This window comes from Streptomyces rishiriensis (genome assembly GCF_003112535.1).
Taxonomy (GTDB): Bacteria; Actinomycetota; Actinomycetes; order Streptomycetales; family Streptomycetaceae; genus Streptomyces; species Streptomyces rishiriensis.
On sequence record NZ_BEWA01000014.1, the window covers coordinates 1 to 22,499 of the forward strand.

General features: G+C 72.5%; 24 protein-coding genes. 6 read left to right on the top strand and 18 right to left on the bottom strand.

Features of this window, described 5'->3' with window-relative positions; all coding sequences use genetic code 11:
- The coding region (locus Sri02f_RS24650; protein ID WP_109003493.1) for a jacalin-like lectin at positions 1 to 1,200 on the top strand (1,200 nt) is incomplete at its 5' end.
- Between the two features lie 84 nt (positions 1,201 to 1,284).
- Here Sri02f_RS24650 and Sri02f_RS24655 read toward each other — a convergent pair.
- From Sri02f_RS24655 to Sri02f_RS24695, 9 genes are all read right to left on the bottom strand, one after another.
- Positions 1,285 to 1,860 (bottom strand): TerD family protein, encoded by a 576-nt coding sequence (locus Sri02f_RS24655; RefSeq protein WP_109003494.1) that lies wholly within the window; start codon positions 1,858 to 1,860, stop codon positions 1,285 to 1,287.
- Positions 1,861 to 2,095: 235 nt separating this feature from the next.
- Complete coding sequence (locus tag Sri02f_RS24660; protein ID WP_069773476.1) at positions 2,096 to 2,938, bottom strand: RNA polymerase sigma factor SigF; 843 nt, start codon at positions 2,936 to 2,938, stop codon at positions 2,096 to 2,098.
- 211 nt (positions 2,939 to 3,149) lie between these two features.
- Positions 3,150 to 4,913, bottom strand: coding sequence for a thiamine pyrophosphate-dependent enzyme (locus Sri02f_RS24665; RefSeq protein WP_109003495.1), 1,764 nt, complete (start codon positions 4,911 to 4,913; stop codon positions 3,150 to 3,152).
- 13 nt (positions 4,914 to 4,926) lie between these two features.
- Positions 4,927 to 6,510, bottom strand: coding sequence for an FMN-binding glutamate synthase family protein (locus tag Sri02f_RS24670; RefSeq protein WP_167467609.1), 1,584 nt, complete (start codon positions 6,508 to 6,510; stop codon positions 4,927 to 4,929).
- A 135-nt stretch (positions 6,511 to 6,645) separates the two neighbouring features.
- On the bottom strand, positions 6,646 to 7,779 hold the full coding sequence (locus Sri02f_RS24675) for an FAD-dependent oxidoreductase (protein WP_109003497.1): 1,134 nt from the start codon (positions 7,777 to 7,779) through the stop codon (positions 6,646 to 6,648).
- 400 nt (positions 7,780 to 8,179) lie between these two features.
- Positions 8,180 to 8,830: a sigma-70 family RNA polymerase sigma factor gene (locus Sri02f_RS24680; protein WP_174855698.1), complete on the bottom strand. Its 651-nt coding sequence runs from the start codon at positions 8,828 to 8,830 to the stop codon at positions 8,180 to 8,182.
- 226 nt (positions 8,831 to 9,056) lie between these two features.
- Positions 9,057 to 9,806, bottom strand: coding sequence for a hypothetical protein (locus Sri02f_RS24685; protein ID WP_109003498.1), 750 nt, complete (start codon positions 9,804 to 9,806; stop codon positions 9,057 to 9,059).
- Positions 9,807 to 10,033: 227 nt separating this feature from the next.
- Positions 10,034 to 10,849 carry a YcnI family protein gene (locus tag Sri02f_RS24690; protein ID WP_109003499.1) on the bottom strand — a complete coding sequence of 272 codons (816 nt, stop codon included), beginning with the start codon at positions 10,847 to 10,849 and terminating at the stop codon, positions 10,034 to 10,036.
- A gap of 49 nt (positions 10,850 to 10,898) precedes the next feature.
- Entirely contained in the window at positions 10,899 to 11,531 is a 633-nt protein-coding gene (locus tag Sri02f_RS24695; RefSeq protein WP_167467610.1) for a hypothetical protein, read from the bottom strand.
- Positions 11,532 to 11,715: 184 nt separating this feature from the next.
- Here Sri02f_RS24695 and Sri02f_RS24700 point away from each other — a divergent pair, with 184 nt between their 5' ends.
- On the top strand, positions 11,716 to 12,294 hold the full coding sequence (locus tag Sri02f_RS24700) for a hypothetical protein (RefSeq protein ID WP_109003500.1): 579 nt from the start codon (positions 11,716 to 11,718) through the stop codon (positions 12,292 to 12,294).
- A 160-nt stretch (positions 12,295 to 12,454) separates the two neighbouring features.
- Positions 12,455 to 13,024 carry a phosphatase PAP2 family protein gene (locus tag Sri02f_RS24705; protein ID WP_109003501.1) on the top strand — a complete coding sequence of 190 codons (570 nt, stop codon included), beginning with the start codon at positions 12,455 to 12,457 and terminating at the stop codon, positions 13,022 to 13,024.
- A gap of 11 nt (positions 13,025 to 13,035) precedes the next feature.
- Here the strand turns inward: Sri02f_RS24705 and Sri02f_RS24710 are convergent, their stop codons facing one another.
- A complete protein-coding gene (locus Sri02f_RS24710) occupies positions 13,036 to 13,518 on the bottom strand; it encodes an ATP-binding protein (RefSeq protein ID WP_109003502.1) in 483 nt (160 codons plus the stop codon).
- Positions 13,519 to 13,705: 187 nt separating this feature from the next.
- On the opposite strand from Sri02f_RS24710, the gene Sri02f_RS24715 reads away from it, so the two are divergent.
- Positions 13,706 to 14,053 (top strand): STAS domain-containing protein, encoded by a 348-nt coding sequence (locus Sri02f_RS24715; protein WP_109003503.1) that lies wholly within the window; start codon positions 13,706 to 13,708, stop codon positions 14,051 to 14,053.
- Positions 14,054 to 14,091: 38 nt separating this feature from the next.
- Here Sri02f_RS24715 and Sri02f_RS24720 read toward each other — a convergent pair whose 3' ends face one another.
- Together Sri02f_RS24720 and Sri02f_RS24725 are read right to left on the bottom strand one after the other, a co-directional pair.
- Positions 14,092 to 15,285, bottom strand: coding sequence for a PP2C family protein-serine/threonine phosphatase (locus Sri02f_RS24720; protein WP_109003504.1), 1,194 nt, complete (start codon positions 15,283 to 15,285; stop codon positions 14,092 to 14,094).
- A gap of 128 nt (positions 15,286 to 15,413) precedes the next feature.
- Positions 15,414 to 15,845 carry a MarR family winged helix-turn-helix transcriptional regulator gene (locus tag Sri02f_RS24725; RefSeq protein ID WP_109003505.1) on the bottom strand — a complete coding sequence of 144 codons (432 nt, stop codon included), beginning with the start codon at positions 15,843 to 15,845 and terminating at the stop codon, positions 15,414 to 15,416.
- 63 nt (positions 15,846 to 15,908) lie between these two features.
- Here Sri02f_RS24725 and Sri02f_RS24730 point away from each other — a divergent pair, with 63 nt between their 5' ends.
- Positions 15,909 to 16,670, top strand: a complete 762-nt coding sequence (locus Sri02f_RS24730) for an alpha/beta fold hydrolase (protein WP_109003506.1) — start codon at positions 15,909 to 15,911, stop codon at positions 16,668 to 16,670.
- 29 nt (positions 16,671 to 16,699) lie between these two features.
- Here Sri02f_RS24730 and Sri02f_RS24735 read toward each other — a convergent pair whose 3' ends face one another.
- The 6 genes from Sri02f_RS24735 to lxmK all read right to left on the bottom strand — a co-directional run bounded on the left by Sri02f_RS24735 (position 16,700) and on the right by lxmK (position 21,359).
- The gene (locus Sri02f_RS24735) at positions 16,700 to 17,161 is read right to left on the bottom strand and encodes a hypothetical protein (protein WP_109003507.1); all 462 of its coding nucleotides are present in this window, start codon (positions 17,159 to 17,161) and stop codon (positions 16,700 to 16,702) included.
- A 136-nt stretch (positions 17,162 to 17,297) separates the two neighbouring features.
- On the bottom strand, positions 17,298 to 18,038 hold the full coding sequence (locus Sri02f_RS24740; protein WP_109003508.1) for an SDR family oxidoreductase: 741 nt from the start codon (positions 18,036 to 18,038) through the stop codon (positions 17,298 to 17,300).
- Positions 18,026 to 19,009: a hypothetical protein gene (locus Sri02f_RS24745; protein ID WP_109003509.1), complete on the bottom strand. Its 984-nt coding sequence runs from the start codon at positions 19,007 to 19,009 to the stop codon at positions 18,026 to 18,028. The genes Sri02f_RS24740 and Sri02f_RS24745 overlap by 13 nt, the downstream gene beginning before the upstream one ends.
- Before the next feature lie 69 nt (positions 19,010 to 19,078).
- Positions 19,079 to 19,243: a hypothetical protein gene (locus tag Sri02f_RS41350; protein ID WP_159106778.1), complete on the bottom strand. Its 165-nt coding sequence runs from the start codon at positions 19,241 to 19,243 to the stop codon at positions 19,079 to 19,081.
- A gap of 89 nt (positions 19,244 to 19,332) precedes the next feature.
- Entirely contained in the window at positions 19,333 to 20,286 is a 954-nt protein-coding gene (locus Sri02f_RS24750) for a T3SS effector HopA1 family protein (protein WP_109003510.1), read from the bottom strand.
- Complete coding sequence (gene lxmK / locus Sri02f_RS24755) at positions 20,283 to 21,359, bottom strand: class V lanthionine synthetase subunit LxmK (RefSeq protein ID WP_159106779.1); 1,077 nt, start codon at positions 21,357 to 21,359, stop codon at positions 20,283 to 20,285. The genes Sri02f_RS24750 and lxmK overlap by 4 nt, the downstream gene beginning before the upstream one ends.
- A gap of 144 nt (positions 21,360 to 21,503) precedes the next feature.
- Between lxmK and Sri02f_RS24760 the strand changes: the two genes are divergently transcribed.
- Positions 21,504 to 22,496, top strand: a complete 993-nt coding sequence (locus tag Sri02f_RS24760) for an ArsR/SmtB family transcription factor (protein ID WP_109003512.1) — start codon at positions 21,504 to 21,506, stop codon at positions 22,494 to 22,496.
- The last annotated feature ends 3 nt before the right edge of the window (positions 22,497 to 22,499 follow it).

Consider the following 22,499-nt stretch of genomic DNA (forward strand, 5'->3'; position numbering starts at 1 on the left):
TCCAGCGCCTCGACGCCGCGCGACACCAGCACCACGGCCATCGGCCAACGCATCGCCCCGTACGACATCGTGCACGTGGAGGAGGACTTCAACTACCACTCCTACCTCTACGCCGGCGACACCGCACACCCCTACCGCACCCCCACCAGCGGCGGCGCAGGCATCGGCAGCGGCCTCAACACCCTCTCCAAACTCCCCTACGACGCCGACGACTTCGAGCGCGTCCACTGGAACTCCTGCCAGATCGACTCCGGCGACTGCCTCACCCCCAAGGGCTTCACCTTCCTCCGCGAACGCCTCGCCGAAGGCGTCTACGTCGACTTCTACAACCTGCACACCAACGCCGGCACCAACCCCGGCGACCTCGCCTCCCGCGCCGACAACCTCAACCAGCTCACCGCCTTCATCAAAAGCCACTCCGCCGGCAACGCCGTCGTCGTCATGGGCGACACCAACACCCGCTACACCCGCAGCGGCGACACCATCGCCGAGTTCGGCGCCGCCAACGGCCTCACCGACGCCTGGGTCGAACTCGTCCGCGGCGGCACCCCGCCCGCCAAGGGCGCCGACGCCCTCGTCTGCGACCAGAGCGGCCCCACCGTCCCCAACACCTGCGAAGTCGTCGACAAAGTCCTCTACCGCGGCAGCAGACTCGTCACCCTCGACGCCACCGCCTACAACAACGAGCACGCCAAGTTCCTCACCGACACCGGCCTCATGCTCTCCGACCACGACCCCGTCACCGTCGGCTTCACCTGGACCCGCAACCCCGACTACCAGCTCAGCGACCAGTTCGGCGGCCCCCACGGCGACTACTACAACGACATCGACGCCGTACCGGCCGGGGCCCGCCCTGTCAGCCTCACGCTGCGCAGCGGCGCCCGCGTCGACGGCGTCGGCCTGACCCTCGCCAACGGTCAGGTCCTCGCCCACGGCGGCGCCGGCGGGACCGCGTCCACCCTGACCCTCGGCAGCGGGGAGTACGTCACCTCCGCGCAGCTCTGCCAAGGCCAGAAGGACGGCCTGACCCGGATCTTCTACGCCAAGTTCACCACCAGCCTCGGCCGCAGCCTGGCCGGCGGGACCGTCACCTCCGACTGCGTGACGCGCACCGCGCCCTCGGGATGGCAGCTCGCCGGATTCCACGGCCGCGCCGCCGACGAGCTGGACAAACTCGGTCTCCTGTACACCAAGCGCTGACCCGCCCCGCCCCCGAACACACGGCGACGGCCCGCGGGCCGTCGCCGTCCCGGCGCTCGCGGCCCGGACGCGAGCGAGGTCGGGTCAGACGTTGACGCCGAAGTCCGCGGCGATGCCCGCCAGTCCGGAGGCGTACCCCTGGCCGACTGCGCGGAACTTCCACTCGCCGCCGTTGCGGTAGAGCTCGCCGAACACCATGGCCGTCTCCGTCGAGGCGTCCTCGGACAGGTCGTAGCGGGCGATCTCGGCCCCACCGGCCTGGTTGACGACCCGGATGAAGGCGTTGCGGACCTGGCCGAAGCTCTGGCCGCGGCTCTCGGCGTCGTGGATGGACACCGGGAAGACGATCCGGTCGACCTCGGCGGGCACGGCCGCGAGGTTCACCTTGACGGACTCGTCGTCGCCCTCGCCCTCACCGGTCAGGTTGTCGCCGGTGTGCTCGACCGAACCGTCGGGGCTGGTCAGGTTGTTGTAGAAGACGAAGTGCCGGTCGGACAGGACCTTGCCGGACGTGTCCAGGAGCAGGGCCGAGGCGTCGAGGTCGTAGTCGGTGCCCGTCGTGGTGCGCACGTCCCAGCCCAGGCCGACGAGAACTGCCGTCAGGCCGGGCGCCTCCTTGTTGAGCGATACGTTGCCGCCCTTGGACAGGGAAACTCCCACGGTGAACTCCTTCGTCGATGCGACAGGTCCGGGCCGTCGCGGCCCGGACCTGAAATCTACATCACTGTAGAAGTCGGTGAAGGGCCAAGACGGGTAAGGGAGTTGCCCTGACACCCCACCCCGAGCACGACGACTGCCCCCGTCGGCGACGGATCGGTCGATCCGTCGCCGACGGGGGCAGTCCGTCCCGGCGATACGCGGTCGCCACGCCTTGGAGCGGCGGCGTCGCGGTCCGTCACTGGGTGGTGAGCATTCCTTCCCGCAGGCGGGTCAGCATGCGGGTGATCAGGCGGGAGACGTGCATCTGGGAGACGCCCAGACGCTCACCGATCTCCTTCTGGGTCAGCTCCTCCACGAAGCGCCAGTGAATGATCTGGCGGTCCCGCTCGTCGAGTTCGGCGATCATCGGCGCGAGGGCGTGGAAGTCCTCGACCAGCCCCAGAGCGGCGTCCTCGTCGCCGATGAAGTCCGCCAACGCGGCCTCGCCGTCCTCGTTGCCGCTGATCGCCGCGTCCAGGGAGGCGGACCGGTAGCCGTTGGAGGCCAGCTGCGCGTCGACGACCTCCTCCTCCGGCAGGCTCATCAGCTCGGAGAGTTCCCTGGTGGTCGGCGTCCGGCCCAGTCGGCTGCGCAGTTCCTCGTTGGCGCGGGCCAGCTGGACGCGCGCTTCCTGCAGCCGGCGCGGCACGTGCACGGCCCAGGAGGTGTCGCGGAAGAACCGCTTGATCTCGCCCACGATGTACGGCACGGCGAAGGAGGTGAACTCGACCTCGCGGGTGAGCTCGAACCGGTCGATCGCCTTGATCAGGCCGATCATGCCGACCTGGACGATGTCCTCCATCTCCTCCGGTCCGCGGCTGCGGAAGCGGCCGGCGGCGTAGCGGACCAGGGACATGTTCATCTCGATCAGCGTGTTGCGGGCGTACTGGTATTCGGGCGTCCCCTCCTCCAGCACCGTGAGCTGGTCGAAGAACACCTTCGACAACTCCCGCGCGTCCTTCGGCGCCACCTTGGAAGGATCCGCGATCTCCGGAACCTCCACGGTCCGCCCAGCAGCCGGCGCGGTCGTCGTCAACATGATGTGCCCCTCCCTGTCGATCAGCATCGTTCTCGCCGGTCACTGCTCCGGCAAGGACGCGCTTACCCCGCGTTCCGGCGTACATGCCTGCGTCTTGCGAACGGATTTCCGGGGCCCTGGAGCAGGCGGCCTGGAGCAGGGGCTCCGGAGCATGCGATGCCGGCCTGCGTTCCCGCGCCGTGCCGGGGCCGCGGTCCGCTCCCCCGCCCTCTCAGTCGTCGCTGCCGTCTCCCTGGCTGCGCACGACTTCCTTCACCTTGGCGACGGCGAATCCCCAGCCCTGCTCCACGGTCGGCTTGGCCGGGACGGCGATCTCGTCGGGGTTGGTGAGGACGTCCAGGAGCACGGGGCCGGGGGTGTCGAAGGCCCGGCGCACGGCGTCCTCCAGGTGGGCCGCGTCGGTCACCCGGATGCCCTTGATGCCCATGGCCTCGGCGACGGCCGCGAAGTCGGGGTTGTCCAGCACGGTGCCGAACTCGGGGAGACCGGCCTGTTCCTGCTCCAGCTTCACCATGCCGAGGCGGCGGTTGTCGAAGACGACGAGCTTGACGGGGAGGCGGTGCGTCTTGAGCGTCATCAGGTCGCCGAGGAGCATGCTGAGCCCGCCGTCGCCGCAGAACGCCACGACCTGGCGCTCACGGTCCAGGCACTGGGCGCCCAGGGCCTGGGGCATGGCGTTGGCCATGGAGCCGAGGTTGTAGGAGCCGATCAGCCGCCGTCCACCGCGCATCTCGACGAAGCGGGAGAGCCATACCGTGGCCATGCCCGTGTCGGAGGTGAAGACGGCGTCGTCGTCGGCGACCCGGTCGACGAGGGCGGCCAGGGCCTCCGGGCGGATGTCGTGACCGCGGTTGTCCAGAGCGGAGCGGACGCGGCCCACAAGGCCCTTGTCGTGCGACGGGTCGGCCAGCCGGGCCTGTCCGGCGCGCCACTTGTCGAAGCGTTCGCGGGCCTTCTCCAGGTGCGAGCGGTCGCGCGCGCCCCCGGTCCCGGCGGGCGCGGCGTCGAGCCGGGCCAGGATGTCCCGCACCGTCGCTCCGGTGTCGCCGACGAGCCCGACCTCCACGGGCACCCGGCGCCCGATGTGCGCGGCCTCCGTGTCCACCTGGATGACCGTCCGGCCCTCCGGATACCAGTCCCGGTAGGGGAAGTCGGTGCCGAGCAGCAGAAGGGTGTCCGCGTCCTTGAGCGCCGATGCGGCCGCCGGGTTGCCGATCAGGCCCGTCTGACCGACCTGGAAGGGGTTGGCGTCGCCCTCGAAGCCCGCCTTGGCCTTCAGGGTGAGCACCATCGGCGCGGCCAGGCGGTCGGCCAGCGCGAGCACGTCCGCGCGCGCGCCGCGCGCGCCCTGTCCGACGAGCAGCGTGACCCGTTCGGCGCTGTCGAGGAGTTCCACGGCCCTGCCCACGGCGGCCTCGTCGGGGCGGCTCAGGGGCGGGTTCAGGGAGAAGCGGGCCGGGCGGTCGGCGGTCAGTTCCTGATCCCCCAGGTCGCCGGGCACGGTCAGGACGGCGACCCCCTTGCGGCCCAGGGCGTTGCGCACCGCCGTCTCCAGCATCTGCGGCAGCTGGTCGGGGGAGGTGATGGTGGCGCGGAAGACGGCCACGTCGCTGAAGAGGGCGTCGTTGTCGACCTCCTGGAAGTAGTCGCTGCCCAGTTCCGCGAGGGGCACCTGGCCGGCGATCGCCAGCACCGGGGTACGGCTCTTCGCCGCGTCGTACAGCCCGTTGAGCAGGTGGACGGAACCGGGTCCGACGGTGCCCATGCAGACGCCGAGCGTGTCGCTGAGCTGCGACTGGGCGCTCGCGGCGAACGCGGCCGCCTCCTCGTGTCGACAGCTCACCCACTCCAGGCCCTCGGTGGTGCGGATGGCGTCGGTCACGGGGTTGAGCGCGTCTCCCACGACGCCGAAGACCTGGCGTACGCCGAGTTCGCTCAGTGCGTCCACGATGACACGGGCAACGGTACGGGCCACTTGGTGCTCCAGTTCAGACGGTGAATCGGTCAGGGTCGGCGGTCTTCCAGTCGGCCGCCCAGGACAGAGGAGGCTCGGCGAGCAGCTGCCCCGGCTCGAGCCACTCGTACAGCTCCGCGTAGGAGCGTTCGGTGTAGGGGTCGATGCGTCGTCGGAGCATGTGCGGACGCAGCTGGGCCGGATCGGTGACGCCCATGGACGCCATGATCTGCAGGGCGCTGGCCACCGTCGCTTCCTGGAAGCGGTGGACGCGGGGCGTCTTGTCGCGGACGTCCAGGGCGCGGGCGCGCCGGGGGTCCTGGGTCGTGACGCCGGTGGGGCAGGTGTTCGTGTGGCATCGCTGGGCCTGGATGCAGCCGACGGCGAACATCATCGCTCGCGCGGCGTTGCCGTAGTCGGCGCCCTGGACCAGGCGTTTGACCAGATCGGTGCCGGTGGCGATCTTCCCGCTCGCGCCGACCTTGATCAGGTCCCGCAGGCCCGTTCCGACCAGGGCGTTGTGCACCGTGAGGAGTCCTTCGGTGAGCGGGGTGCCGACGTGGTCGGCGAACTCCAGCGGCGCCGCGCCGGTGCCGCCCTCGGCGCCGTCCACGATGATGAAGTCGGGAGTGACGCCCTCTTCCAGCATGGCCTTGCACACGGCGAGGAACTGCCGGCGCGACCCGACGCACAGCTTGAACCCGGTCGGCTTGCCGTCGGCGAGCTCCCGCATGTGAGCGATGAAGCGGACGAGTTCGCGCGGGGTGGAGAAGACCTTGTGGTAGGGCGGCGAGACGACCGTCTGCCCTTGGGGCACGTCCCGGACCCGGGCGATCTCGGCGTTGACCTTCGCTCCCGGCAGGACCCCTCCGATCCCCGGCTTGGCGCCCTGCGACAGCTTCAGCGACACGCACTTGACGTGGTCGTGCGCGGCCTTGTCGGCGAACTCCGACGGGTCGAAGTCGCCGTCCCGGGTGCGGCAGCCGAAGTACCCGGTGCCGATCTCCCAGACGATGTCGCCCCCGGGACGCAGGTGGTACTCGGAGAGCCCGCCCTCTCCGGTGTCATGGGCGAAGCCTCCGGCCGCGGCGCCGCCGTTGAGCGCGAGGATCGCGTTGGCCGACAGCGAGCCGAAGCTCATGGCCGACACGTTGAGCAGGGCCATGTCGTAGGGGCGTGTGCAGTCGGGGCCGCCGATGTGCACGCGCGGCGGCGTCTTCGGCACCTCCCGCGGCGCCATCGACGGCACCAGGAACTCGTAGCCCGGCAGGTACACATCACGTTCGGTGCCGTACGGCTCCTCGGCGGCGGTGCCCTTCGCCCGTTCGTAGACGATGCTGCGCACATCCCGGTCGAAGGGGCGGCCGTCGTAGTTCCGCTCGATGAAGTACTGCTGGAGTTCCGGGCGGATCCGCTCCATGAGGTAGCGGGCATGTCCCAGGACGGGATAGTTGCGCAGCACCGAGTGGCGGCGCTGCAGCAGGTCCCAGGCTCCCAGGAGCCCCAGAAGCAGCAGCGGGACCGCGGCGAACAGCCAGTAGAGCGAGATCCCGACCGCCGCCGCCACGGCCACGAGAGCGACGAGCAATGTCAACAGAACGATTCCGACGCGTGTCACCTTTCGCACCTTGCCCGCCAGCCGTTTCCCATGCACCTCGCCGCCACCCGAACGGCTCATGAAATGGTCAAGAAGTTCGCCGGGCCGCCCGCACGGCCCAGGTCACCGCCCTGCACTCCCCCCCACGCCCCCCGCTCACGCGGTCTGTTCGTCTCCGGTGAACGCGGTGATCAGGCCGTGCGGTGCGTCGGCGCCGAACATGAGCTCGTGCAGGCGGGCGCCGTCGGCGGCGGTCTCGGCGCTCCGGCGGAACATGGCCCGCTCGTAGGCGGTGAGCGCCGCCTCGACGTCGTCGGGGTGGGCGGCGATGGCCTCGCCGAGTTCGGCGCCGTCGTACATGGCCAGATTGGCGCCTTCGCCGTCGGGGGCCGAGACGTGGGCGGCGTCGCCCAGCAGGGTCGCCCCGGGCACCCGGTCCCAGCGGTGCCCGGCGGGCAGCGCGTTGAGGGGCCGCAGGACGGGCGGGGTGTCGCTGTCGGTGATCAGCGCGGTGAGCTCCGGCGCCCAGCCGTCGAACTCCTGCGCGATGCGTGCGATCGCCGCGGCGGGGTCGGTGAAGTCGACGGCCGCGAACCAGTCCTGCGGTTCGGTGAGCGCCACATAGGTGTGCAGGGTGCCGCCGCTCTCGCGGTGGGCCTGGATCCCCTTGCCGGGGGCGAGCGCGAGCATCGATCCCCCGCCGACGGCCTTCGCGGCGGCAGGGTGCCGCGTGTCGCAGTCGAACAGGTAGGTCTCCACGAACGACCGGCCGAAGTACCGGGGTGTGGCGGTGGAGAGCAGCGGGCGGACGCGCGACCACGCGCCGTCCGCGCCGACCAGCAGACTCGTCACGGCGGTGGCGCCGTCGGCGAAGGTCACCTCGTGGTGCCCCTCGCCGAGGGAACGCACGCCGGTCGCCTTGCGGCCCCACCGGACGGCGCCCGCCGGGAGGGAGTCGAGCAGCATCCGCCGCAACTCGCCGCGCTGCACCTCGGGGCGTCCGCCGGTGCCGTCGTCGGGCTCCTCGAACAGGACGGTTCCGTCGCGGTCGAGGAGGCGCAGGGCCTGGCGGCCGGGCAGGACGAGGCTGCGGAAGCGGTCCGTGAGGCCCGCTGCCCGCAGAGCGAGCTGACCGTTGTGGTCGTGGATGTCGAGCATCCCGCCCTGCGCACGGGCCGTCGGTGAGGTCTCCGCCTCGTAGACGGTGGCCGCGATGCCGTGGACGTGCAGGACGCGGGCGAGGATCAGCCCTCCGAGTCCGGCGCCGACGATGGTGACGTCAGTGGTCATGGTGATTCCTCACGGGTCGCCCGCCCGCCGGACGGACGCCGGCGGGATCTCCTGCAAGGTTCCAGAGCCCGCCGACAGGTCGCCGACATCGGACCGACAGTCCCGGCAGACCACCGACGACAGCCCCGGCAGACCCCCGGCACCGCTCGTCCGGGGCGCTGTCACCGCAGGTCGCAGCTCCGCTCAGTCGGCAGAGGACGTCAGGGGCCCTGGGCGTCCGGGCGGCGTCAGGCACAGCGGGACGGCGACGGCGGTGAAGGCCACCGTCCACCGGAAGGCGCGGATGCCCGAACGACGCCGTGGAGCGGCACCGGAGAAGGCGCTCCTCGAGAGGCGCTGACCTGTACCGCAGCGAAGAGCGCCGGCGGCCCCGCTCAAAGGGGCGCCGGCGCTCGTCTCCTCAGGCGGCGGTGCCCGGAGCGCCGAGTCCCTCGGCCTCGTCGAGCAGCACGACGAGGGCCGCGCGGGCCCGTGCGACCCGTGAGCGGATCGTCCCGACCGGGCAGCCGCTGGCTTCCGCCGCCTCCTCATAGGGCAGCCCCGTCAACTGGGTGAGGACGAACGCCTCGCGGCGCTCGGCCGGCAGCGCGTCCAGCAGATCGAGCAGCGCCACGCCGTCGTCGAATCCGGGCAGACCACCGGGCTGGGCACGCTCCGCCCAGGACGTCCAGTCGTCCACGTCGGCCGGCCGCGGGCGGACGGCGGCGTACCGCAGGCTGTCGACGACCGTGCGGCGTGCGATGGACAGCAGCCAGGTCCGGGCGGAAGAGCGCCCCTCGAACCGGTGCAGGCTGCCGAGCGCCCGCAGGAACGTGTCCTGGGCGAGGTCGTCGGCCAGCTGGCGGTCGGCGGAGAGGTAGGTGACGTAGCGGACGACGTCCGGATGCAGTGCGCGCACGAAGCGGTCGACCGCGTCGGGGTCGCCGGTGCGAGCCGCCAGGGCCCAGGCGGTCGCCGGATCGTCGGTCGGCGTCGTCGCGTCGCGCCGGTCCGCCGTCACACACCCCGGGGCGTGCTTCTCGGACGGCAGGGGGAGGACAGGAGTGATCACCTGATGTCCTTCTCGGATGGTCCGGGACCGAGCCCGCGCGGCGCGGCATGCACGCGAGCGGCTGCCCGACACGCCGGACCCGAAGTGCACGCCGGGCGTGAGAGGCGCCGTCGCGGAGGGTCCCGGGACGGGAGTGGGAGGGGCGTGCGCCGTGCACGTCCCGCGCCCGAAGCCTTGGAGCCGACCTGTGCGGCGCCGGAAGAGCGGCTTCGGGAAACCGGCTGTCTCAGATGACAGCGGTCCCGGCCGGAGGGCCCCGAGAGATGATCGTGTGCGTGAGCGTCAGCCGGGGGAGCCGGCCGGCGCGTTCGCGCGTCGGCCGCAGCCCGTGCCGGCGCGCCGGCACGGTCACAGCGGCGAGGGGCAGCCGCAGCGGAGCGGCCAGCCATCCGGCGACGGCCCGGAGAAGACGGAACGCGGCCCGCTCGCCGTACGCCAGCCACAGACCGGTCAGCAGGGCGGCCAGCGTGTGGGCGGCGAGCATGCCGGACGACGACATGCCGCCGCCGTGGGCCATGTGGCCGAGGTGCCCGGCAGGCACGAGGTGCGCTGCCTGCCCCATGTCCATGGAGCCCCCGGAACCCATGGAGCCTCCGGACCCCATGGAACTCATCGAGCCCATGAGGCCCCGGTCCACCGCGTCCATGGGCATCGCGTCCATGGGCATCGAGCCCGTGGACATGCCGTTCATGCTCTGCGCCGGGAGGCCCGTGCCGGGCGCCGGCGACCCGCTCCAGGAGAAGGCCGAGTGAAGCGCCCCCTGTGCGGCGACCACGACGGACACGACCGTCGGGAGCCCGCGCTCACGGCCCGCAAGGGTCCAGCCGACGGCGCTCGTGGCGGCGAAACCGGCGGACATCGTCCACCACGGCACGGTGGAGCCCGACATCAGGACGTGCCCCAGGGCGGCGAGCAGCACACAGACGGCCGCGAACACCGCGGCCCGTACCGTGCGCGCACCCCGCCCAGCAGTCATGACCGCCTCATCCTCGCATCCGGCCACCGCCCGTCACGGGTGGGTACGCGCGGCACCCACTCCCCTCACTCACTTCGCGGGGAGTGATCCAGGACACAGGCTCCCCCGGCGGTGGCGCTCGGGTACCCGGTGCCGCCCCGGCAGCCCCGGCCTCCGGAGGAGCGGAGGTGCGGAGGAGAGCGGTCCGCCCTGCCGTCAGGTGTCCGACGGCAGGGCGGACGACCGGACTACTCCGGCCGGGATCCGGCGGAGCGGCCGCGGACGACGGCGAAGGCCGCGGCCGCCAGTCCCAGCACGCCCACCACCAGTCCGGCGACACCGAGCCCGCGGGCGGTCGAGTCGTCGGCGGACGCGGTGGCCGTGGAGCTGCCGGAGCTCTTCGTGCCCGCCGAGGCAGCCGGGGCGGCAGCGCCGTTCTGCGTCGTCCCCTCCGTCGCGCCCTCCGTCGTCCCCTTGGCGGCCTTCGCGGTGAGTTCGAGCACCGGGGCCGGGTTCTCCGGCTCCTCGCCGCCCGACTCCGCCTCCTCGATCCAGCGGACGGTCTTGCCGTCGGAGTACGTCTGCAGGGTCTTGAAGGCGAGTTCGTCGACGTTGTCGGGCAGCTGACCGAAGGCCACGTCGAAGTCCTCGAACTGCCCGGCGCCGATCTTCCCGCCGGTCCAGGTGATCTCGGAGACGGCGTCGGTGATGGTGCCGTCGTCCGTCTTGACCGGCGTCTTGAGCTTCGTGTTCGTGACCTTGGCGGTCCAGCCGTCCCGCGGCGAGACGAGCACGCCGAGCACGGGGTGGTCGGTCGGCAGGAAGACCTGCACCTTCGTGGTGGCGGCCGCGCTGTCCTCGTTGGGGACGCGGAAGGTCAGCACGCCGTCCGTGGCGCCCTTGGCGTAGCTCTCCGGGTGCACGGTGACGTGCGCGGAGGCGGCGCCGGCCGCGGCGAGCACCGCGACGGCGGCGACGGCGACGACGGCGCCGGCACGGCGCAGGGTGGTGGAGTGGCGCAGGGGGGTGGTGCGGCGCATGGGTGTGGTGCGAGCCGTGGACATGACTGAGTAGGTCTCCGTACTGAGGACGAGGGACGGGGGACGTCTGATGTCAGATCGCGTACGACGTCCTCGCCGGCGGTCCCCGTCGGTGCACGGCGTGCCGCAGCCTCGCCGTGCGCAGCGGGCGCGTCCCGTCGGTCGCGAAACGCACCCGACCGGACGTCCCCGGCCCGCCACGGAAACCCCTGACCAGGCGCCACCACGCGGCGAGCCCCGGCACGAAGGCGACCGCCCACCGCAGCAGCGACCACAGCGCGGCCTCACCGCGCCGCAGCCACCAGGTCAGCGCCAGGGCGGCGACGACGTGGGCGGCGGTGGCGTGCGGGGTCAGCGCGTGCGGACCCACGGCATGGGCACTCAGGGCGTGCGGGCCGAGGGCGTGCACGGAGGAAGGAGACATCCGCATACCGGGCATGACCATCGCGGAGTGCGGCCGGACGGCGTGGAACGCGAGGTGCAGCGCGCCCTGCGACCCCAGCGTCCCCGCGCCGATGCCGACGAGGGACCGCTCCCGGCCGCCCAGCAGACACGCACCGGCGAAGACCGGCACCGCCCCGACGAGCTGCACCCACGCCGCGGGCGCCACACCGGTGGCCAGCGCGTGGCCGCCCGCAGCGAGCAGCACGCAGAGAACGGCGAACACGGCCGCGCGCAGGCTCCGCACCGCCATGGACGCACTCATGTCGGCAGATGGTGTCATGCCTGCGGGGGACCTCTCCCCGCGCCTGCGCACGCTCACCGCCGCCCCCGTACCCCGTGGTTTGAACCCGCCTCCTCCTTACGGGTCGGACGCGGGAGCTGTTCAGTTCCCGTCACGCTGGGACGGTCTGCCGCCTCCTGAGGTCGGGCCGAGGAAACGCGGGCCGGTGCTGCGGTCGGAGTCCGCAGGCGGGTACCCGGAGGGCACCACGCCGACGAGCTGGGGTGAGCATGTGACCGACCACGGGCGGGACGCGGGCGGGCGCCGGATGCTCGGCGATCTGATCGCCGCCGGCCATCTGATGTCCATGGAGGAGCTGCCCGGCGCGGTGGCGGAGCGCGCCGCCGACGCCGGGTTCCCGGAGGTTCTGATCTATCTCGGGGATCTGCGGGGGCAGGTGCTGCGGCTGGTGACGGGCGAGGGCCTCTCCGGCGCGTGCCACGAGCGGGAGCTGCGCGTGGAGGGCACCGTGCCCGGACGCTCCTACCAGTACGGGCAGGTCATCGCCGCGGCGCCGGACGGGTCGCAGTGGTGGCTGCCGCTGATGGACGGCACCGAGCGGCTGGGCGTGCTGCGCGTCGCCTCGGCGCACACGGACGACCGGGCGGGCGAGGACGCGGCGTCGCTGTCCGGTCTGGTGGCCCTGATGATCGTGACGAAGCGGAACGGCGCGCCCGCCGACCAGAAGGGCCGTCAACCAGCCGGGGCGAGCGCCTCATCGACCCAGGAGGCCGCAGACCCGTGATGCGGGGACACGTGACGTCGACACAAGGACACCGGAGACGTCAGGCTCGGCCGCGCAACCGGTCGGACGCTCCTCCCACTTCGGTCGGCGACAGCCGGTACGGGAGGGCGCGAGCCCTTTCGCCGGTGTGACATCGCGTCGTCAGGGTTACCCGCAGATCATGAGCGTGACGAGAACCCTGCGGGAAGCGGACGGGCAGCTGACGCGGCGGGCGGCCTCCCGTATTCCGCCCGGTTTCGGCAAGGTGCTGTCGGCTGTGGAGGAGAGCGCGGAGAGCTCGAAGCTGTGGTGCGGCGCCGCCGTGCTGATGGCGACGTGCGGCGGGTGGCGGGGGCGGAAGGCCGCCGCCACGGGACTGACGGCGCTCGCCGTCGCGCAGTTCGCGGCCAACGGGCTGTGCAAGCAGCTCGCCGACCGGCCCCGGCCGCCCAAGGAGTGGATCCCGCACGACGAGGTGGAGGACCGGCCCGAGTCGTCGTCCTTCCCTTCCGGGCACACCGCCGCCGCCGTCGCCTTCACGGCGGCGGTCGCTCCCTCCCTGCCGCTGGCCGGCGCGTTGTGCGCGATCCCGGCCGCGCTGGTCGCCGTCGAGCGGGTGCAGAGCGGCGCCCACTACCCGACCGATGCCGTCGCCGGCGCCGCCGTCGGGCTGGGCAGCGCCTGGGTGACGCGGAATGCCCCGCGCCTGGCGCTCAGGCTCCGGCTCCGGCTCCGGCTCCGGCTGACGTAGTGGCCGCGGCGCTACGTCAGGGCGCGGGCCGCCGGGGCGCCGCTGCCGGGCGCCTCGGCCAGGGCGATGCGTGCCGTGATGCGCTTGCCGACCGCCTCCTGCTCGACGAAGAGGTCCTCGGCGACGGCCTTGACGATCTCCAGGCCGTGCTGGCCGATGCGTCCGGGGTTGGCGGCCCGGGCCGCGGGAACCGTGGGGTCGCTGTCCCATACGACGACGTCCACCCGGCCTGCGGTGATGCGCAGTTCCATCAGCACGGGTCCGGGGGCGTACTTGCGGGCGTTGGTGACGAGCTCGCTGACCACCAGCTGCGTGAGGTCCCTCACACGTGCCGGCAGCGGGAGGCGAAGCTCGGAGCGGGCGCGGTCGAGGAAGGCCACGGCGTGGTGGCGGGCGTCGGCGATGCAGCCGTCGTCCGCTCCCAGTGCGTAGCCGGCCCGCATCAGGTACTCGTCCGGACCGCTGCAGCCGTCGTCCTCGGCATGGGTTTCCACGCGTTCGCCCTCACTCCCCCGTTCACGTGCGCCGGTACCCACAACGGCGTCGTTCATGCCAGGGGTGTTGTTCAGCGCAGTCGCCCGGGTGCATGCCGCCGTGGCATCGGGGCAGAATTCCGCGCACGCCCGTTTTCCGGGGGCCAGCCTAAGCGCAGTCGAGGGGACAGTGACCGACAACCAGCAAATGGACCGGCCGGAACGGCTCTCCGTCCGGCCCGAAGTGGTGGACGGCGTCCGGGTCGTGCGGGTGCGCGGCGAGATCGACCACGACGTCACGGATGTCCTCGGCCGGGCGCTGATCTCCGAGGACGGCGCGACGCCGCCCCGGATCGTGGCGGATCTCAGCGGGGTGACCTTCATGGACTCCAGCGGGATCAACCTCCTGCTCGCCGCCCACCAGCGGGCGAGCGACGCTCAGGGGTGGCTGCGCATCGCCGGCGCGCGGGCGCCTGTCTCGCGTGTGCTGCATCTGGTCGGCATCGACATGCTCATCCCCTGCCGTCCCACCGTCGAGGAGGCCCTGCGCGGGTGACGGTCCTCGGCGGGCCCGCCCGTGCGGCGCGCTCGCGGTCACCGTCTCGGATCCGGTCCGGTTCCGTCGGGTCTGCGACGGTTGCCGTGCCAGTCCAGTATCACGACCGTGGCGTCGTCCCTGAGGCTGCCGTGGCAGGCCTCGATCACGGCGGCGGTCAGACTCTGGACGGCTTCGCGCGGATGCAGCGCGCGCGTGTCGTGGACGATCGAGGCCAGGTCGGCGGCCGCGGCGCCGCGCTCCTGCATGCCGTCGGTGAGCAGGATCAGCCGGTCGCCGGGGAGCAGTTGCAGTTCCTGTACGCGGTAGGCGGTGGGCGCCGCCACGCCGAACGGCAGGTTGACGGCGAGTCTGACCTCCTCGACGACGCCGTCGCGCAGCCGCAGCGGCCAGGGGTGACCGGCGTTGACCAGGTTGCACAGGCCGGTGTCCAGATCGACGCAGAACAACTGCCCGGTGGCCAGGCCGCGACTGTGGCTCAGCAGGGCCTGGTGGGCGTGCTGGGCCTGCTTGAGCGCGTCACAGCCGCTGCGGCGGGCTCGCCGCAGCGCGCCGACCAACAGGGTGGCCAGCAGGGCCGAGTTCGTGTCGTGGCCCATGGCGTCGGTGATGGACAGGTGCAGGGTGTCGCGGTCGAGGGTGTAGTCGTAGGTGTCGCCGCCGATGTCGTCGGCGGGGATCAGCCCGGCGGCGAGCGTGAACTGTTCCGCCTCGCAGCAAGAGGCCGAGGGCAGCAACTGGTGCTGGATCTCCGCGGCCAGGCTCGTCTCGGTGGTGCGGCGGCCCAGGTGGTACAGATCGGTGAAGCGGCGGTCGGTGACGATGATGTACGCCAGCGCGTGGGCCGCGTCACGGACCTGCCGCAGCACGGTGTCGTGCACCGACTGCAGGGTCACCTCCAGCACGCCGATGCGGTCACCGCGGTTGGTGACCGGCGTGATGACGCACTGTCCGCCCTGGCCGTCGTCCTCGACGTGCTGGCGCTGGCTGCGCAGGACCTCCTCGTAGACGCTGCCCCTGAGGTCGACCGGCCCGGCATCGTCGGCGACGTCGTCACCGGCCGCGGCCAGCCGCACCAGCCGCCGGCCGACGAGATCGGCGAACAGAAAGGACACGCGTTCGGCGCCGAACCGCTTCTGCAGATCGTGCGCCACGACGTCGACGGACTCACCGGGCGGGGCCGCCTCCGCGGCGGCCAGCAATTCGCCCAGTTCCAGATCTCCACCCTCCACGACAACCTCCCATCGGCTGCCGCAACTTCTTCCCCGGATCTCCGCAACGTCACCTGATCTGCCCGTCCTGGCCGGTCGACGGCGTCCCCGCGGCGCGCCGGCCCGTCATCCCGGGCCCAGGCGCGCGGTCAGCCCGCCGGGGCTTCGGGCCGCGAGTCCTCGATCTTGCGCAGCAGACCCAGCAGCGTCTGGCGCTCCGGCTCCGTCAGGCCCTCGAAGCACTCCCGGAGCACCGAGTCCGCCACGTCGTGGCCCGCGTGCAGCACCCGCTCCCCCTCGGCGGTGAGGTGGTGCTCGATGCGGCGGCCGTGTCCGGGACGCCGGTCCACCAGTCCCTGTGCCACCAGCCGTCCCGCGAGCGTGCCGAACGCCTGCTCGCTCTGGAACGTCGCCGCCGCCAGCTGGCGCGCGCTGGCCCCCGGCGTGCGGCCGATCGCCCTGAGGGCGTCCCACTGGGCGAGCGTGCTGCCGATCGACGCGAGACGGCTGTCGAGGGCCCGGTGCTGACGGTGCTGGGCGGCCTTCACGGCCCTTCCGAGGATCTGCGGTTCAACGGCCATGTCCACCAGGTTAGCACTCGGACTAAACTTGCTTATCTAAATATCCTTAGTTAGTGTCGGGTCATGACTTCGGAACTGACGCTCACTGAATCCGGCCCCGCCGCCGGCCGCCCCGTCCTCGTCCTGCACGGCGGCGGCGGTCCCTTCACCGTCGCCCCCATCGCCGAGCACTTCGCAGCGACCGCACACGCCCTGCTGCCCACTCATCCGGGCTGGAACGGCACTCCCCGGCCCGCCGGCCTCACGACCGTGGGCGGCCTCGCCGCCGGCTACCTCCGCCTCCTGCGCGAACGCCGGCTGTCCGACGTCCTGGTGGTCGGCTCCTCCCTCGGCGGCTGGATCGGGGCCGAGTTGGCCGCAGCCGACACGGAGGGCCTGATCAGCGGGCTCGTCCTGGTGAACGCGGTCGGCATCGAGGTCGACGGGGAACCGGTACGGGACTTCTTCAGTCTCGACGCGCGGGGCGTCGCCGAGCACGCCTACCACGACTCCGAGCGCTTCTACGTGGACCCGGCGACCTTCCCGGCGGAGCGGATCGCCGGCATCCAGGCCAACATGGCGGCCCTGCGCGTCTTCTCCGGCGGCCCCGCCATGAGCGACCCCACGCTCCGCCCCCGGCTCGCGGACGTCACCGTCCCGACCCTCGTCGTGTGGGGCGAGAGCGACGGCATCGCGACCCCGGCGTACGGCAAGGAGTACGCGGCCTCGTTCGCCGACGCCCGCTTCGCCACCGTCCCGGAAGCGGGCCACCTGCCCCATCTCGAACAGCCGGAGCGGACCTTCGCCCTGCTCGACGCCTTCGCCGCGCAGACCGCACGCCGCTGACCCCGCGGTCCGGCAGGCGTCGTACCGGGTCAGCAGGCGTCGTACTTCCAGGCGTCGCCCTCCAGCGTCCACGGCTGCGACCGCTGGTCGAACTTCGGCAGTCCCGTCACCTTGTAGGTGGCGCGGCCCGTCGTGCCGGACACCTCCGCCTGCACGTCGCTCACCGCGTGGTCGTCTCCGTAGTCGGCCGAGGCCCGCTTGACGACGTCGGCGTACGAGCCCTTGGCGACCTTCTTCGCGCAGCGGGCGGACAGCATGCTGTAGGCGGTGTCCGCGTCGCCGGCGAAGTAGGCGGCGGTGTAGACGGCGACGGCGGCCTGGAGGTCGTCGCCCTGGTGGGCGGCGGGGACGCTGACGGTCGGTTCGGCCGCCGGGGCGCCCGAGTCGTTGGCGGCCGGGGCGGCGTCGCCGTCGGACGCGGACGACGAGGAGCAGGCGGTGAGCGCGGCGAGGAGCAGCGCCGCGGTGGCGATGGTGGCGCGGGTGCGCATGATGTGTCCCCCCTGGACGTGGAGCGTGAGGCAGCATGGTGCCACGGCGGGCCGGGCGCGGTCGCGGCCCGCACGGCGTTCGGCGAAGGCCTGTGACGGGGCCCGCACGGGGATGTGACAAGGGGGCGGGTTCGGCTCAGCGCAGGCCGCCGTTGACGGGGATGACCTGCCCGGTGACGAACGCCGCGTCCGGGCCGGCCAGGAACGCCACGACCCCGGCGACGTCGGATCCGCGGCCCAGGCGGCGCAGCGGCGTCACCGCCGCGAGGGCCTGGCGGGAGCGTTCGTCGTGCAGATCGCGGAGCATGTCGGTGTCCACGGTGCCGGGGGCGACGGCGTTGACGGTGATGCCCCGGGGGCCGAATTCCTGCGCGGCGGTCGTGGTGAACCGTTCCAGGGCGGCCTTGCCGCCCGCGTACACGGCGGCGCCGGGAGCCGCCATGGCGGCCGCGATGCTGGAGACGTTGATGATGCGACCGCCGTCCCGCAGCGCGCCCAGGGCGTACTGCATGACGAAGAAGGGGGCTCTGGCGTTCACCGCCATGAGCCGGTCGTAGTGGCTGTGCGTGGCCTCGGCGATGCCGAACTGCTCGGGCTCGGCGGCGTTGTTGACGACGATGTCCAGCCCCTGCAGCAGACTGTCCGCGGTGTCGACGAGGCGCCGGACCTCGCCGAGGTCGGCGAGATCGGCCTGGACGGCATGGGCCGTCCCGCCCGCGCCGCGGACCTGAGCCGCGCAGGCTTCGGCGGCTGCCGTGTCCCGGTGGTACCCGAACACCACCGCCGCGCCCTCGGCGGCCAGCCGCCCGACCACGGCCCTTCCGACGCCGCGGGAGCCACCGGTGACCATGGCCGTCCGGCCGTTCAGCGTTCCCATGCAGTCGCTCCGTGTCCTTGTGCGGGGATGAGGGGCCGGCCCTCGTGGTCGATGAGTTCGGGCAGCCGGTCGACCTGGTCCTGGAGGAAGGCGTTGTCGCCGATGTGGCTGCTCATGGAGCGCAGCCGGTGGACCCGTCGGAGCACCGCCGCGCGCCGCACCGGCGCGTCGCCGGGGCGGCCGGGGCCGTACCCCGTGACGAAGGCCTGCCACAGAGACGGGTAGTCGAGCTCGTCGGGACCGTGGTGCGCGCCCGCCAGGGCGACGTCGACCGAGGTGGACAGCGCCTCCGCGAAGGCCCCGAGGTCGAGTTCGGGTGCGCCGTGCCCCGCCTCCGCGCCGACCAGGACGTGCGCGGTGCGATCGCGGCCGTCCACCACGATCACTCCGGGCGACAGCGTGCCCAGCACGACGCTGCCCGTGACGGCCGCCGCGTCCTCGGCCCACCGGGCGAGGCGCGCGCAGCGGTCGCCGCCGATGCGGCGGACGAGACGCTCCGAGAGCGCGTCGGGCCGGCCGGACAGCCAGTCGCGCAGGCCGCCGAGCCACGGGACGGGCCGGTGCGGCGCGGTGGGCGCCGGGCTGTGATGGAGCGTCCGGACCGCTGCGCCGACCCGCAGCACGACGTCGGTGTACTGCCGCGGCACGGCGGCGCCGGCCAGCAGGTGCCATCCGATGCTGACGCTGTCGGGAAGTTCGTAGACCAGTTCGCGCCGCTCCGCCGGACGCGGCTCCGGGCGCCGCGACGGCTGCTCCACCGCGCGGGGCACGGCGAAGCGGACGGCGCTCCCGGCGGGCTGTTCCCCGAGGAGCCGCAGTACGGGGAGCGGAGGCAGGTCGGCTGCCCTGACCGCGCTCTCGCCCGGTGTCCGGCGCCAGTGGAAGAGATGCGGGCCACGGCGTACGACGTGGGTCGTCGACGCGCGTGTGCCGTAGGAGACGACGGCGGGCTCGTCTGTCGGGGATGCCACCTCACGGCCTTTCGGTGAGGCCCCGGAAGGCCCTGTGCAGGGCCTTCCGGGGCGGCGCTTCGACCGGAATCAGCAGTCGAAGATCAGCGTGGTGGTGGTGATGACCGGCGTCGCGGTCGTGATGGAGGCCGTGGCCTCCGGGCCCTCGGCGCCGGCCACCTGGGCGACCTGGTCGCCGTCGGTGTAGGTGCGGTAGCCGCCGACCAGGGCCTCTGCGGGGTTCTCGATCTTCATGATTCCTCCTGTTTTCATCGGTTCATCCGGGTTTTCTTCTGGTTCCTCCGTCCCGCGTCGACCGTGACCGGCGTCGGCGGGGCGGAGAGTCATGGGGCGACAGGCGGGCTGTCGAGATTGCGGTACGGACGAGCGGGGTCGGCCCCCGCCGCGCGAAGGGCCCGGGCGACGGCCTGCGCGAGCGGTGTGCCGTGCTGGGAGTGCTCGATGAGGCCGTCGGCGTAGGCGCGGGCGCGGTGCTGGCCGAAGCTGAGCCGCCGGACGGCCCGGGTGTCCGGGTGCGGCTCCCAGGCGATCGCGACGCCGGGAGCGATCCGGCGGGCGAACGGGGAGACGGGGTGGGCCAGGTCGTCGCCCGGGGTGTTCGCGGCCATGTCGGCCAGGGCGGCCAGGGCGGTCCCGGTGCGGCCGCCCAGGTAGACGACCATCGCGTCCTTGCGCGGATACCGGGCCGGGTGCGCGAGCACCTTCGCCTGGTAGGGGACCCGGAGATCCTCCAGGAGGCGCAGTGCCGTCCCCCAGACGGCGCACGCCGCCTCGGAGCGGGCGAGGTGCAGGTAGACCCGCAGCATCGGCGAGGCGTGGTCGCGCGGTTGCCGCGTGCCCAGCACGGCCAGGAAGCCAGGGGACAGAGCGGGGCGACACGGCGGCAGGTCCACGGTGACGTCGGCGCCGGCCGGGGCGTCCTCGGGCGACCCGGTGGTCACCAGCGCGCGAGGGACGGCGACCCGTACCCCGTGCAGGACGACGGTCACCTCGTCGTCGCCCTGCACGGCGGCGACCGCCCGCCGGGCCGGAACCCGGCACACGGAGTGCGGGACCGCCTGCTTCAGATCCTCGACGAAGGCGTCGTCGGACAGGTCGCGCGGGTGGGACGCCGTGTCGCCCGCGCCCTGGTGCAGTGTGCGGTAGAGGGTGTCCGCGAGGCGCTCACGCAGTGCGCGCAGGGTGTCGGCGCGGATCTCGGCCGCCGCGACACGCGCCGTCAGGCGGTCCGCGTGGACCGTGGTCACCTCGGCGATCTCGGCCAGTCCGGGAGTCACACCGCCTCCAGACCGAGGACGGCGACGAAGGCGGCCGGTGTCACCAGAGCCGTGCGTCCCACTCCCGCCGCGGCCCGGTGCACCGGTGAGAGGTCGGAGCGGAAGGCGGCGGCGGCGAGCACCCGGTCGAAGAGGTGCCATCCGGCGAAGGCGACCGCGCGTACGGCGAGCCCCGGGTCGGGGGCGGTGCGCACGGACCGGTACCCGTCGGCGAACGCGGTCAGCGTGGGCAGCGCCGCTCCCAGTCTCCCGACTCCCCTGGTCATGATCTCCTCGTGGGCCCGCGCCGCGTCAGGTGTGCCGTCGGTGTCGCCGTCGGCCGGCGGGAACTCCTCGTCGGCGATGCCCACGACGCTTCGGAAGAGGAACTCGCCGACCACGGCGCCCACGTCACGGGCGGCGTCGCCGCGGCGGAACTCCTCCCAGTCGCAAAGGAGCAACTCGCCCCGATCGACGAGGACCTGGTCCAGCCTCAGATCGGCGTGGATCGGGACAGCCGCCGCGAAGCTCTCGTCCTCCCTCAGACGCCGCACGGCCTCCGCCATCGCGGAGTCCCGCTGGACGATGCGCCATAAGGCGATCAATCCCGCGCTGCTCTCCACATACTGGCTCACGGACAGGGCGGAGAGGATGCGGTGGTTCGGCAGCGGCAATGACTCCCGGGGCAGCAATTCGGCCGGTGCGGACATCGAATGCAGTTCGCCGAGCGCGCATCCCAGTTCGCGGGCCGGCTCGGGCCCGAAAGCACCGTCGGCGACCTCTTCCGCTGCCGTATGACAGTTTTTCAGCCAACGTGTGACATGGATACCGCGATGCGGGTCGCCGGCCAGCGGAGCCGGCCAGCGAAGATGCTTCAAAGGCTGCTCGGCGGCCAGCCGCTCGAAGCGCACCGCCCGGCGCAGACCCGCTCTGACCTGGCCCGTGCCACGTATCCGCTTGGCGAACACGTCGGCCCCGCCGGTCGTCGTACCGGCGACGTTCTGGTTGCGTCCCGGGAAGGACACCACGGTGTCCGGCAGGAACTCCCCGTATCCCGCCCGACGAATGAATTCTGCTATCTCCGCATCCGGCATGTCTCGACTCTGCGGGTCGACGAGATGCCGGATCAAGCTTTTCGATGATCTTCGAAAAGCGTTTGGGCGGGAGCCGCATGACAAGGCGTAAGCTGAGAACAGCCGCGCGCGACGGGGACGCGTGGCGTGAACCGGGGGACAGAAATGACCACCTATTCAAAACTGGAGCTGGGAACTCTTTCCGATCTCCACGTCCATGTCGTCCCGCACCCGGGGGCGAGTCTGCTCTCGCTCGTCGCGGACACGTTCGGCGAACGGCGGCACGCGGTCCCGCACTCGGCGCGCAGGGCCGTTCGCGCAGCCGCTCCGGCGCATGCCGAAGCAACGCTGCGCCCGCTCTTCGCTCCCGAACACCCGGCGATCCCGGACTGCCTGACGCCGACGGGCACCATGTCCTACGAGGACGCGGCCCACCACCTGGAACACCTGCAGGACTTGTCGGGTGACACGTTGCTGGCGGATCTGGAGGCCGACTTCGGCGCCGACGTCCCGCCGCAGTGGCGCCACGTGATCGAGCGCCCGAAGCAGTGGCTGCACGCCTATGCCCAGGTCATGCGGTGTGCGTGGAAGACCGTGCGACCGGTGTGGACGGCGGCGGGCGGAGCGCTGGGCCGGGAGGCCGAGCGCGTGGGCGGCTCGCTGGTGTACGGCCGTCCCGAACTGGCGCTGTCCGCTCTGAGCCCGCGCTACCGCCTGGACGGCACGGTGCTGCAGCTGCCGGACGAGCACCCGGAGGACTTCGCCCTCCTCGGCCGCCGGCTGCTCCTGGTGCCCGTCGCCTCCGGCAGCGACGCCTCGCTGTTCGCCTTCGACGGGCCGGACACCGTCTGGGTGGGCTACCCGCTGCCCGGCCTCGACGCGCTCTGGTCCGGCCGGCCGCCGGAGCCCCGGCCGGCCCGCCAGGATCCCGCGCAGCTCATCCTGGGCGACGCGAGAGCCGCCATACTCCGGGCGACCAGCGCGGCCACGCACATGGGAAACCTGTCGTCGGCGCTGGGCTACGCGCCCGGCACGCTGTCCCACCACTGCGCCCGGCTCGAGAACGCCGGTCTCATCCACCGCCGTCGGCAGGGTCAGCACGTCGTGGTCCGTCGCACGCAGCGGGGCAGCGAACTCCTCGACCTGCTCACCCGCTGAGCC

What these genes read in the sequence shown, in the direction of transcription:
- Sri02f_RS24660 (WP_069773476.1), bottom strand. Translation starts at nt 2,938, where the DNA reads ATGTTGACGACGACCGCGCCGGCTGCTGGGCGGACCGTGGAGGTTCCG.
- Sri02f_RS24675 (WP_109003497.1), bottom strand. Translation starts at nt 7,779, where the DNA reads ATGACCACTGACGTCACCATCGTCGGCGCCGGACTCGGAGGGCTGATC.
- Sri02f_RS24685 (WP_109003498.1), bottom strand. Translation starts at nt 9,806, where the DNA reads ATGACTGCTGGGCGGGGTGCGCGCACGGTACGGGCCGCGGTGTTCGCG.
- Sri02f_RS24690 (WP_109003499.1), bottom strand. Translation starts at nt 10,849, where the DNA reads ATGTCCACGGCTCGCACCACACCCATGCGCCGCACCACCCCCCTGCGC.
- Sri02f_RS24695 (WP_167467610.1), bottom strand. Translation starts at nt 11,531, where the DNA reads ATGAGTGCGTCCATGGCGGTGCGGAGCCTGCGCGCGGCCGTGTTCGCC.
- Sri02f_RS24705 (WP_109003501.1), top strand. Translation starts at nt 12,455, where the DNA reads ATGAGCGTGACGAGAACCCTGCGGGAAGCGGACGGGCAGCTGACGCGG.
- Sri02f_RS24715 (WP_109003503.1), top strand. Translation starts at nt 13,706, where the DNA reads ATGGACCGGCCGGAACGGCTCTCCGTCCGGCCCGAAGTGGTGGACGGC.
- Sri02f_RS24725 (WP_109003505.1), bottom strand. Translation starts at nt 15,845, where the DNA reads ATGGCCGTTGAACCGCAGATCCTCGGAAGGGCCGTGAAGGCCGCCCAG.
- Sri02f_RS24730 (WP_109003506.1), top strand. Translation starts at nt 15,909, where the DNA reads ATGACTTCGGAACTGACGCTCACTGAATCCGGCCCCGCCGCCGGCCGC.
- Sri02f_RS24735 (WP_109003507.1), bottom strand. Translation starts at nt 17,161, where the DNA reads ATGCGCACCCGCGCCACCATCGCCACCGCGGCGCTGCTCCTCGCCGCG.
- Sri02f_RS24740 (WP_109003508.1), bottom strand. Translation starts at nt 18,038, where the DNA reads ATGGGAACGCTGAACGGCCGGACGGCCATGGTCACCGGTGGCTCCCGC.
- Sri02f_RS41350 (WP_159106778.1), bottom strand. Translation starts at nt 19,243, where the DNA reads ATGAAGATCGAGAACCCCGCAGAGGCCCTGGTCGGCGGCTACCGCACC.
- lxmK (WP_159106779.1), bottom strand. Translation starts at nt 21,359, where the DNA reads ATGCCGGATGCGGAGATAGCAGAATTCATTCGTCGGGCGGGATACGGG.
- Sri02f_RS24760 (WP_109003512.1), top strand. Translation starts at nt 21,504, where the DNA reads ATGACCACCTATTCAAAACTGGAGCTGGGAACTCTTTCCGATCTCCAC.